This is a genomic window from Streptomyces sp. MMS24-W38 (assembly GCF_059889265.1).
Window position 1 is genome coordinate 827,974 of record NZ_JCBCPP010000001.1, and the last position, 12,136, is coordinate 840,109.

The window sequence follows — 12,136 nt, forward strand, 5'->3', positions numbered from 1 at the left end:
CTCGCGCTTCACCGACCGACGGGAGTGTCTAATCAACGGGTCTGGCCCGTAGTCGGTGGTGACGGCGGGTAGCCATCAACGCAGGAGGATACGGTGGCGGAGGAGGTCGAATCCGGCGCGGCCGTGCATCTGTCTCATGATCCGTTTCGTTCTGGTGTTGACGCCTTCGGTGCGGCCGTTGTGGTGAGGCCGGCGTCGACGGCTGAGCGGTCGAGTTCGAGGCTGTTGGCGAAACTGTGCAGGTGAGGCAGGGCCGCGGCGCGGGTGGCGGTGATCCACTCGGTGAGCTTCAGATCGTTGCCCTGGGCCGGGGCCAGCAGGGCGGCGAAGTCGCTCACGAGATCGGCGAGTTCGGTCATCTCCGGGCAGGCCGCAGTGAGCTTCTCCAGCAGGGTGGCCTCTTTCGGCCGCAGGTTCTTCGGATCGGTGAGGAGGAGCCGCGCGGCGCGGCGTGGGGTGGTGACGGGCCGGTCGCCGTCGGCGCGGCCCTGGTTGAGGTATTTGTGCAGGCCGTTGAGGCTGCCGGTGTAGCCGAGTTCCTTGATCTCGTGGAAGAGGTGGAGGACGGGGACGCCCGGCTCCTCGGTCCGGCGCCGGCGCAGGTGTTCGCGGTAGGGGTCGACGAGGGTGGGCCGGTAGGCCGGCGCGATGCGCAGACCGGTGGGCTCGGGCATGCGGGCGTAGCGTTTGACAGTGTTCAACGCGAGGCCGAGGCGGCGGGAGCAGTCCAGCAGGCCGACGCCCTGGCCGAGCAGGGTGTGGGCCTTGTTCCAGCGGTCACGGGTTGTCTGTTCGCAGATGCCGCCGGGCAGCGGCGGGTTGAGGACGGCGGCCCAGCAGCCGGCGTGGGCGCGGACCTCGAGCTGGACCTTGTCGCACAGGTTGCGCCACAGGTGCCAGCGGTCGATGACCTGCACCGCGTCGGGCAGGGCGCGGCAGATGGCCTCGGCATAGGTGGCCGAGCCGTCCCGGCATACGACCTCGATGCCGGGATGCTCGCGCAGCCAGACTTCCAGGGGATCGGCGTCCCGGCCGGGCAGGACCTCGATGCGCCGGCCGGTGACGGCATCGGTAATGATCGTGGCGTAGCGGCGACGGCGCCGCAGCGCGAAATCGTCCACCCCGATCACCCGTGGGACCGGCGCCTCGGGCACCGGCAGACGCCACAGCCACCTCAGCGCGGTGCTGCGGGAGGCCGGCACGGCCAGCAGGCCGGCCAGACGGGCGGCCGCCCGGCCGCATAACTCCCGTGCCACCTCGGCTATCTGCCCGGCCAGCCGCACCGTCCGGCGCTGATGGCGCTCCAGCAGTCCGGGAACCTGCTCACGGAAGGTCTGCCGCACGCAGCCCAGCACCGGACAGACCAGCCGCCGCACCCGCAGCCGGACGACGACCTGCCGGCCGTCGACCGGCACGTCCGCCACCGTCCGGTGGTGATACCCGTGCACCTTCATCGTCGGCGTCCCGCACACCGGGCACGGCACCGCGGCACCCCGGGTACGGGCCGTGACCACGACCGCGTCCCCGCCGTCCGTAACACCCTCGATCACCACCCCCGACAACCCGGAAAACACCGTGACGACAAGCGAGTTGATATCCATCACAAGATCATGATCGCTGATGGCTACCCGCCGTCACCACCGACTACGGGCCAGACCCGTTAAGTTGACACACCCGGTGGACAGATGAGGTTGTACGCCGACAGCCGGTACGGAACGGGAACTGCGCCACCTTCAACGGGCCCGGGCTGAGCACCGCGTCCGCTCCGCCAGCGCCGCCGGTCCGCGCGACCTGCCCCGCGAGGCAGGTCCGTGGTGAGCGGGGGATCTCCGGGCGGGGACGGCTGTGCAAGCTCGCGGACGGGAAGTTCACCGCCGCATCGTGAACACGGACGGGTGCGACGACCTGCCCTGGCCGTAACATCCGCCTCCCCGGCGGCAGCTGATGTCGTATACGAAACAAGACCGGCTCCCTTTGTGAACTCGACGCTGCCCGTTCGGGCGTCACAGACGCGCCTTCCGCTTCCGGGCACGCCCCTGTCGGGGGCACCACCAGGAATGTTGTGCCTGTGCGACACACCCGCCTCGGGTGGCGGTTCCGAGTCCACCGCCGGGTTCACTCGGCGGTAGCGCAGCTTCAGTGATCCGCAGTTGTGATTCATGGCAGATTCATCGGCGCTGGATACGGTGTCGGGAAAAAAGTACCTTCATGCCCGAAGAGGAGCCGATTTTGAGCGTGGACCCGATTGCGGTCGTCGGATTGGCCCTTCGCGTGCCCGGAGCCGTGAATGCCGATGAATTCTGGCGGAACCTGGTCGAGGAAAAGGAGTCGATAACACGCCTCGGCGACGACGACCTGATGTCCGCGCATGACGACCCGGGCATCCTCGATCGGCCGGACCTCGTGCGCGCGGGTGGGCTTCTCGACGGGATCGAGGAATTCGACGCGGACCACTTCGGCCTCACCGCGCGTGAGGCCGAGCTGATGGACCCGCAACAGCGCTTCCTCCTCGAAGCAGCCGTGGAGGCCCTGAACGACGCGGGCCACGACCCCACCGTGACCGAGGAGACGACCGGCGTCTTCCTGGGCGTGGGCCGCAGCGGCTACTTCCTCCATCATCTGCTGCCGCGGGCCGAGCTGATGGCCTCCTTCGCCCGCCAGATCTCGCTCTTCAACGACAAGGACTACGCGGCCACCCAGGTCTCGCACCGGCTCGACCTCACCGGGCCGAGCATGACGGTCAGCACGGCCTGTTCCAGCTCATTGGTGACAGTCCACCAGGCGTGCAAGAGCCTGGCTGAGTTCGAGTGCGACGCGGCACTCGCGGGCGGCGCCTCGATCAACGTGCTGCAACGCGGTGGCTACCTCTACCAGGAGGGGAACATCTTCTCCCCGGACGGGCACTGCCGTCCGTTCGACGCCGACGCCAACGGCACGGTCTTCGCCAGCGGCGTGGGCATCGTCGTCCTCAAGCGCCTCAGCGACGCCCTGCACGACGGCGACACCATCCGCGCCGTCATCCGCGGCTCGGCCGTCAACAACGACGGCGCCGACAAAGTCGGCTTCACCGCCCCCAGCGTCCGCGGCCAGGCCGACGTCATCTACGAGGCACAACAACTCGCCGGGACCGACGCCCGCACCATCGGCTACGTCGAGGCACACGGCACCGCCACCACGCTCGGCGACCCCATCGAGATCGCCGCCCTCACCGAAGCCTTCCGCACCACCACCCAGGACACCGGCTACTGCACCCTCGGCTCCGTCAAATCCAACATCGGACACCTCGACACCGCCGCGGGCATCGCCGGCTTCATCAAAGCCGTCCTGACCGTCCAGCACGCCACCATCCCCGCCACCCTCCACTACCAGAAACCCAACCCCCGGGCCGACCTCCACAACACCCCCTTCCGGATCAACAGCTACACCCAGCCCTGGACCGGCCCCACCCCCCGACGCGCCGGCATCAGCTCCTTCGGCATGGGCGGCACCAACGCCCACATCATCATCGAACAAGCACCCACACCCGCGGAAACCCCCGAACCCAGCAACACCGAGACCGGCCAACACGACTGGCAGATCCTCACCACCTCCGCCCGCACCCCCGCCTCCCTCACCACCCAACAACACCGCCTCACCACCCACCTCAGCACCACCCATCACCCCCTGCCCGACATCGCCCACACCCTCCAGACCGGCCGCCACCACCACCCCTACCGCGCCGCCGTCCTCGCCCGCACCACCACCGAAGCCACCCGGCCCGCGATCACCGGTCAAGCCCACCCCAACCCCCGGACCGCCTTCCTCTTCACCGGACAGGGCAACCCCTACCCGACCATGGCCCGCGGCCTCTACGACACCCACCCCGTCTTCCGCACCACCCTCGACACCTGCACCCGGACCATCGAACAACACACCGGCCACAACCCCCTCACCGCCCTCTACACGCCCGACGCCACGAACAACCACCTCACCGACACCCGACACCAGCAGCCCATCCTTTTCGCCCTCCAGTACGCCATGGCCCAGCAGTGGCGCGCCTGGGGCATCCAGCCCCACGCCCTCATCGGCCACAGCCTCGGCGAACTCGTCGCGGCCACCCTCGCCGAGGTCTGGACCCTCGAAGACGCCCTCCGCCTCGTGTGTCTGCGAGGCAGGCTGATGCAGCAGCAGGCCCCGGGCGCGATGCTGGCGGTGTCCCTGGGCGAGGCCGAGGTGCTGGCGTTCGTGACCGACGACTGCGTCCTCGCAGCGGTCAACAGCCCACGGCAGACGGTGCTCTCCGGAACCCACGAGGCGATCGCCCGCGCGGCCGCCGCGCTGACCGAGCGCGGCGTGCGGCACCGACGGCTGGCCACCTCCCATGCCTTCCACTCCCCGATGATTGAACCGATGCTTGCGGAGTTCGAGCGGGAGGTCGCCCGGCTTGAACTCAGGGCGCCGCGCACCCGGTTCGTGTCGAACGTGACGGGCGACTGGATCACGCTGGAGCAGGCCACCAGCGCTTCCTACTGGGCCCAGCACATCCGCGCTACCGTGCGGTTCTCCGCCGGCCTGTCCACCCTCCTGCGCGACGAGCCCGACGCCATGCTGCTGGAGGTCGGGCCCGGTGCCGCGGTCCGGATGATGGTGGCGGACCACCCGGAGGGCCGCGAGCGGATCCTGGTTCCCTCGATGCGGCACGCCCGCGAGGACCGCGACGACGTCCAGGTGGCCCGGGAGTCGCTTGCCCGGCTCTGGGTCAACGGCGCACCCGTCCGCTGGTCGGCGCTGCACGAACACCGCAAGCCGCGGAAGGTGCCGCTGCCCGCCTACGCGTTCGACCGCAAGCGCTACTGGATCGAGCGGGCCGCCCAGCGGCCGTCGGTTCAGGACGGGACACGACTGTTCCGGCCGGTCCTCCGGAAGACCGCCGTCCCCGCCGCCACCGAGCCGGGCACGGCGCGCTGGCTGGTCCTCACCGACGCCGCCCCGGGCACTGACCGCTGGACGGCACGGCTGCGCGCGTCGGGCGAGCAGGTGGTCACGGTGACCGCGGGCACCGCCTACGAGCGCACGGCCGAGGACGCCTTCCGCATCCGGCCCGAGGCAGCCGGGGACTACGAGCAGCTGGTGGACACGCTCCAGGAGCAGGGCGGACCCCGCACCTGGAACGTGCTGTACCTGTGGAACGTCGAGGCAGGCGCGAGCCTGGAGCAGGCCCAGGCCCGGTCGCTCGACGGCTTGGTGCTGCTGGCCCGCGCCGTGGGCCCGCGCCGTGGCGGTGACGCCACCCGGCTCGCCGTCGTCACCCGCGGTCTGGCCCCGGTGCCAGGGCAGCAGCCGACGGCTCCCCCGGCGCAGGCGCTGGTCCTCGGTCCGGTGCGGACCTTGCCGCTGGAGTACCCGGCGCTCACCGCGTCCGTGATCGACTTCGAGGCTGCGGAGGACGGCTTCGAGGCGGCCTTCGCGTCGGTCCTCGCCGAGGTGTGCGCCGGGCTGCCGGACAGCCTCGTCGCCTACCGCGGCGCGGTCCGCCACGTCGAGCGCGTCGAGCAGCTGCCGGCCGACTCCGGCTGGGCGCAAAGCCGTTTCCGGCAGGGCGGGGTCTACCTGGTCACCGGAGGCTTCGGCGGCATCGGCACCGAGATCGCCGGCTGGCTGGCCCGCAACTACCAGGCACGTCTGGTGCTCACCGGGCGTACCCCGCTGCCGCCGCGCGAGCAGTGGGCGGAGCTGGAGGGCGACCCGAGCACCGAGGCGGAGATCCGCCGCAGGCTGGCTCTGATCCGCCGGCTGGAGTCTGTCGGCGCCGAGGTGCACGTCGAGTGCTTCGACGTGACGGACCGGGAGGCGCTCGCGCAGGCCCTGGGCCGTGCCGAGGCGCGTTTCGGGCCGGTCGAGGGCGTGGTCCACGCCGCAGGCCTGGCCGGGGGCGCGCTGGCGCAGTTCCAGCGGTCCGAAGCCATGCGGCAGGTGCTGGCGCCCAAGCTGGACGGCACGCTCGCCCTCGCCTCCGCGCTGCGGGAGCACCGGCTCTCGTTCTTCGCCGTCTTCTCCTCAGTCAGTGCGCTGCTGGGCAACGTCGGCCAGGTCGACTACTGCGCCGCGAACGCCTTCTTGGACAGCTGGGCATGCTCACCCGAGGCGCCGGAAGGTGCCGTGACCATCGCCTGGGACACCTGGCGCGGCGTCGGCATGGCGGCGCCCGAGCGCCTGCCCGCGGCCGTCGTCGCCGCCCACGCGGATCAGGAGTGGTCCGGGATCCCGGCCGCCGCCGCCCTGGCGGTCTTCGAACAGGCCGTCAGCGGAGGGCAGCGGCGTGTCGTGGTGTCGACCGACACGCTGCCCGATCGGCTCGCCGCCCGCGGCGCCCGCCGCCTGGAACCCGCGGGCCACCACGCCGGTACGCCGGTCGAGCGGTCCCGGGCCGAGGTGGAGGAGACGCTGCTCGAGATCTGGCGGGTCCTCTTCGGGCGTTCGGAGATCGATGTCGACGCGAACTTCTTCGATCTGGGCGGTGACTCGCTGCTCGTGATCGAGGCGGGCCGGCAGATCAAGGAGCGGCTGCAGGCCACGCTCCCGGTGTCCGACCTCTTCAAGTACCCGACCGTCGCGCATCTGGTCGACCGGCTGTCCTCGGACCCGGCGGCGCAGGCGCCCGCGGCCCGGCGGACTGCACAGCCCGAGCCGGCGGACGACGCGGCGATCGCCGTGATCGGCATGGCGGCTCGCTTCCCGGGCGCGGACAACGTCGAGGAGTTCTGGCAGAACCTCGTCAACGGCGTCGAGTCGCTCGTCCCCACCTCGGAGCCGGCCGGGTCGGCAATCAGCCCTCGCGGCCGGTACGTCGCGGTGGCCGGCGCCCCGAACGGCGTCGACCAGTTCGACCCGGGCTTCTTCGGTTTCTCGGCGCGCGAGGCGGAGGTCATGGACCCGCAGCAGCGCCTGCTGTTGATGTGCTCGTACGAGGCGTTGGAGGACGCGGGCTACGATCCGCGGAACTACCCCGGGTCGGTCGCCGTCTACGTCGGCGCCGCGTTGAGCAGCTACCTGCTCAACAACCTGGTCCCGCAACGCGGTACCTCGGACCTCGATCCCCTCTTCGTCGGGCTGGGCAACGACAAGGACTTCGCGGCGACGCAGATCTCGTACCGCCTCAACCTGCGCGGCCCGAGTGTGAGCGTCAGCACCGCGTGCTCCAGCTCACTCGTCGCGATCGCTCATGCCTGCCGGAGCCTCGCGGCGGGCGAGTGCGACGCGGCGATCGCGGGCGGCGCGAAGGTCCGCGTGCCGGAGCGCGGTGGCTACCTCTACCAGGAGGGGAACATCTTCTCCCCGGACGGGCACTGCCGTCCGTTCGACGCCGACGCCAACGGCACGGTCTTCGCCAGCGGCGTGGGCATCGTCGTCCTCAAGCGCCTCAGCGACGCCCTGCACGACGGCGACACCATCCGCGCCGTCATCCGCGGCTCGGCCGTCAACAACGACGGCGCCGACAAAGTCGGCTTCACCGCCCCCAGCGTCCGCGGCCAGGCCGACGTCATCTACGAGGCACAACAACTCGCCGGGACCGACGCCCGCACCATCGGCTACGTCGAGGCACACGGCACCGCCACCACGCTCGGCGACCCCATCGAGATCGCCGCCCTCACCGAAGCCTTCCGCACCACCACCCAGGACACCGGCTACTGCACCCTCGGCTCCGTCAAATCCAACATCGGACACCTCGACACCGCCGCGGGCATCGCCGGCTTCATCAAAGCCGTCCTGACCGTCCAGCACGCCACCATCCCCGCCACCCTCCACTACCAGAAACCCAACCCCCGGGCCGACCTCCACAACACCCCCTTCCGGATCAACAGCTACACCCAGCCCTGGACCGGCCCCACCCCCCGACGCGCCGGCATCAGCTCCTTCGGCATGGGCGGCACCAACGCCCACATCATCATCGAACAAGCACCCACACCCGCGGAAACCCCCGAACCCAGCAACACCGAGACCGGCCAACACGACTGGCAGATCCTCACCACCTCCGCCCGCACCCCCGCCTCCCTCACCACCCAACAACACCGCCTCACCACCCACCTCAGCACCACCCATCACCCCCTGCCCGACATCGCCCACACCCTCCAGACCGGCCGCCACCACCACCCCTACCGCGCCGCCGTCCTCGCCCGCACCACCACCGAAGCCACCCGGCCCGCGATCACCGGTCAAGCCCACCCCAACCCCCGGACCGCCTTCCTCTTCACCGGACAGGGCAACCCCTACCCGACCATGGCCCGCGGCCTCTACGACACCCACCCCGTCTTCCGCACCACCCTCGACACCTGCACCCGGACCATCGAACAACACACCGGCCACAACCCCCTCACCGCCCTCTACACGCCCGACGCCACGAACAACCACCTCACCGACACCCGACACCAGCAGCCCATCCTTTTCGCCCTCCAGTACGCCATGGCCCAGCAGTGGCGCGCCTGGGGCATCCAGCCCCACGCCCTCATCGGCCACAGCCTCGGCGAACTCGTCGCGGCCACCCTCGCCGAGGTCTGGACCCTCGAAGACGCCCTCCGCCTCGTGTGTCTGCGGGCCGAGTCACGGCACGAAGAGCTGGCGGACGTGGTGCCGACGATGCGTCTGAAGGCTCCGCGGCTGCGATTCGCGTCCAGCAGGACGGGCGACTGGATCACCGCCGAGCAGGCCACGAGCGCGTCGTACTGGGTGGAGCACTGTCGAGCGGACGTGGGCCCTGACTCCACCGGTCTGCTGCGGGACGAGCCGGAAACCATGCTGCTGGAGATCGCTCCGGGCGCGGCGGCGGTGCTGGGGGAACAGCCCATCGACCGGATCGTGGTGTCCTCGACGAACCCAGTGCGTCACGACGCGGTGGCCATTCGGGAGGCGCTGGCGCGGCTGTGGGTCAACGGCGCACCCGTCCGGTGGTCCGCGCTGCACGAGCACCGCAAGCCGCGCAGGGTGCCGCTGCCCACGTACGCGTTCGCCACCAAGCGCTACTGGATCGACGCGCCGGGCAGCTGGGAGAGCGCTGCCGTTGGCAGCACCGTCGCCACCGCCGCCGCACCGGCGGCCAGCCCTCGCCCGACGCCAAGCTTCGAGCCTGCGCTCCGCGGGCCCGCGGCCCCGGAACGCGAGTACGACCGCCCCCAGATCGTCCGCACCACCCCCACCAACACCCTCACCACCGTCATCACCCTCCTCGAAGAAACCCTCGCAACCACCCCCATCGCACCCGACGACGACTTCTTCGACCTCGGCGGCGACTCCCTCATGGCCCTCCACCTCATCGCCAAGGCCAACACCACCTTCGACATCGAACTCCCCCACCACACACTCCTCGAAGCACCCACCGCCACCCACCTGGCCACCCACATCGACCACCTCCTGCAGTCACAGCAGGCCCCCACCCCGGCCCCCGACCACGACCGCCCCCAGATCGTCCGCACCACCCCCACCAACACCCTCACCACCGTCATCACCCTCCTCGAAGAAACCCTCGCAACCACCCCCATCGCACCCGACGACGACTTCTTCGACCTCGGCGGCGACTCCCTCATGGCCCTCCACCTCATCGCCAAGGCCAACACCACCTTCGACATCGAACTCCCCCACCACACACTCCTCGAAGCACCCACCGCCACCCACCTGGCCACCCACATCGACCACCTCCTGCAGTCACAGCAGGGGTCGGCGTCGCTGATCACGCTGCGGGAGGGGGCGCCGGGCCACCAGCCGCTGTTCCTGTTCCACCCGGTGGGCGGCAGCGTGTACGTCTACCGCGAGTTCGCCCGCCTGCTGCCGGCCGAGCAGCCGGTGCACGCCTTCCGGGCGGCCGGGCTGCACGACGGGGCAGTGCCGCGGCGGACGGTCGAAGAGCTCGCCGACCGCTACCTCCCGGAGTTGCGCGCCGCCCAACCGGTGGGCCCCTATGCGCTCGGCGGAGCGGCCTTCGGCGGCCTGGTCGCACTGGAGGTCGCCCAGCGTCTGCGCGCCGCCGGTGAGAACGTGGAGCTGCTGGCCCTGTTCGACACCCCCGGCCCCGGGCAGATGCCGCTGAACCGGCATGCGGAGCTGCCCCCCGCGGAGGCGGACCAGCTGCTGGCCGAGCGCCTGGCGGACAGGGGCGTGGCGCCGAGCCAGGCGGTCGAGGAGTCCGCCCGGCAGGTCCTCGCGGTGTACCAGGCCAATCTGGAGGCGCTGTACGCTTACCGGCCGGCCCCCTACTCCGGTCGTGTCCTGTTCTTCCTCGCCGAGCGGCGAAGGGAAGGGATCGACCCGGCCCGGCCGGACAGCGCCTGGGCGCAACTGGCCCTCGGCGGACTGACCACGCACACCCTGCCCGGTGACTACCTCGCCATGTTCGGGTCCGCGAACGCCGAGACCAGCGCGCGGATCGTCGCCGCGGAACTCCGAAAGGGCGGCGCCCGATGAGCAACGAGACGGACATCCAGTGTGACGTGCTGATCATCGGCGCCGGGCTGGCCGGGGGCTCGCTGGCGCGCCAGTTGAGCCTGGAACAGCCCGACTTGGACATCGTCGTGGTGGACCGGGTCACCGAGTTCCCACCCGGCCTGGACGAGGCCTCGGGCGAGGAGTTCTCGAACTACGCCAACCGCGTCCTGCGGATCGGCCCCTACCTGCGCAAGCACCACCACGTCTGCTCGGGGACCCGCTTCTTCTTCGACTCGCGCGAGCGGGACCTGCCGATCGACCGGATGTCTGAGATCGGCGGCCTCAGCCCGCATCCCATCCCCACCTACCTGATCGACCGGCCAGCGGTCGAGCAGGCACTGTGCGAGATGAACCGCCGCAACGGGGTCCGGGTCCTTCTCGGTACGACGGTGCTGAACTGCGGCCCAGACGAGTCGCCGGCCGAGGCGATCTTTCTCGATGCCGAGCGCGGCCACCGGGTGCGCACCTCCGCCGGCGTCATCACCTGCAGATGGCTGGTCGACGCCGCGGGCGAGGCGTCACCGCTGACCCGGATGCTCGGCCTGGTGGCCGAAGACGACCGCAATCCCATCGCCGCCGCCTGGGGCCGCTTCGAGGGCTGCGCGTCCCTCGACGACCTGGGTGACAAGGCGTGGCGGCAGCGGGTCCCGCACTGGGGGCGTGCCTCGTCGATGACGTACTTCATGTACCGCGGGTACTGGATCTGGCTGTTCCCGGTCTCCGAGACGACCTACAGCATCGGGGTCGTCTTCGACCGCCGCCACGTACGGCCGGAGCTCGGCTCGCCCGAGGAGCTGCTCGCCTTCCTGCGCGAGCACCGGGCGCTGGGCGAGATCCTCGGCCCCTCGCCGCGCCCGCTCTCCTACGGTTCCCGGGCCCGGTTCGCCCGCTTCGCCCGGCAGCAGGTTTCGGAGGAGCGCTGGTTCCTGACCGGCAACGCGGGGACCGTGCTGGACCCGATGTTCGCCACCGCGTCCTGGCTGTTCACCGAGAACAACAAGCTCATCGGCGATTTCATCAAGGCCGAACGCACTGGCCGGGAACACCAGTTGCCCGGCTTGGTCCACCACTTCGGCATCCGGATGCGCAGCCGCTACGAGAAGCTGCTCAACAGCCCCGGGCACTACCTCGCCAAGGGCTCTTTCGACACCTGGAGCGCCTGGTTGGCCCTGCGCAACCGGGTCTACTACAACCGCATTGTGCCGGACGCGTTCGAGGACCACCGGATCCTGCTGCACTTCGCCCGGACGCACGGCACCGACTGCCAGTGCGACGACCAAGTGATGGGCGGCAAACTGTCCCGCCTGCTCAAGTCCGCCGACCGGCTGACCGAGGAGTTCACAGGCCTGCTCGACCGCTGGGGGATGTTCTACAGCTGCAACGACGGGATGTTCCTGGACTCTCGCTCGTTCGACCAGGACGAGGTCCTGATGGCCAAGGTCCACCGGAAGCGCGACTGGGCGCTGGAACTCCCGGCGGACGAACGGACCTACGAGATCTTCTGCCGCACCCTGGTCCGCCGGCTGATCGAGATCTCCGGAGCCGCTTGGGACGAGACCCGGTTCAAGGCCGCGTTCGACCCTGACTGGGACGGCCACCAGCCTCTGGAAGAGCTGTACCGGGGCGCTCTCGGGCACAAGCGCCCGACATCGCAACAGTCCTGACGCATGACAACGAGGAGGGA

2 protein-coding genes and 1 pseudogene are annotated in these 12,136 nt (G+C 70.4%); 2 read left to right on the plus strand and 1 reads right to left on the minus strand.

Annotation, left to right across the window (positions count from 1 at the left end):
- Positions 1–75: 75 nt before the first annotated feature.
- Positions 76–1,601, minus strand: a pseudogene (locus AC6F7H_RS02780) (ISL3 family transposase).
- Positions 1,602–2,208: 607 nt separating this feature from the next.
- On the opposite strand from AC6F7H_RS02780, the gene AC6F7H_RS02785 reads away from it, so the two are divergent.
- On the plus strand, positions 2,209–10,431 hold the full coding sequence (locus tag AC6F7H_RS02785; protein WP_500754962.1) for an SDR family NAD(P)-dependent oxidoreductase: 8,223 nt from the start codon (positions 2,209–2,211) through the stop codon (positions 10,429–10,431).
- Complete coding sequence (locus AC6F7H_RS02790; RefSeq protein ID WP_500754963.1) at positions 10,428–12,116, plus strand: NAD(P)/FAD-dependent oxidoreductase; 1,689 nt, start codon at positions 10,428–10,430, stop codon at positions 12,114–12,116. Before AC6F7H_RS02785 ends, AC6F7H_RS02790 begins: the two co-directional genes overlap by 4 nt.
- Positions 12,117–12,136 lie beyond the last annotated feature (20 nt).